Genomic DNA, 567 nt, shown 5'->3' with positions numbered 1-567 from the left:
CGCCGGCGGTCGCATCGAGACCTCCGGCCATGTGCTGGACACCACCGGCATCGATGTCGAGGTCTCCAGCGGCGGCCTGTGGCTGCTGGACCCGTACAACGTCACCATCTCCACCGGCACGCAGACCGGGGGCGGCTTCTCCGGCGGCATCTGGACGCCGAGCGCGAGCGGCTCGCTGGTCAGCGTCAACAGCATCCAGACGCTGCTCAACAGCGGCAGCAACGTCACGATCCGCACCGTCGGCGCGGGCGCGCAGGAAGGCAACATCGCGATCAACGGCAACATCGCCAAGACCGCGGGCGGGGCCGCCACGCTCAGCCTGGAGGCCGACGGCCGGATCACCACCAATGCCAGCGCGGGCACGCATCGCACGATCACCAGCACCAGCGGCGCGCTGAACGTGTCGATGAGCGCGGCGGCGACCACCACCGCCTCGGGCAACAGCCCGATCAGCCTGCGCTTCCTGGACATCAACGCCAACGGCGGCAACATCACGGTCACTGCCAACCGCGCCTCGGCGGCCACGGCCGCGGCGGTGGACCTGAGCACCAACGTCTGGACCACCGC

The 567-nt window shown here is 70.2% G+C and carries 1 pseudogene; it reads left to right on the top strand.

The features are described 5' to 3' along the window. Positions 1 to 567 (top strand): annotated as a pseudogene (locus FUT87_RS27540) (hemagglutinin); the annotation flags it as partial.

The organism is Mitsuaria sp. TWR114 (genome assembly GCF_007997345.1).
This window is presented reverse-complemented; position numbering and strand designations above follow the sequence as displayed.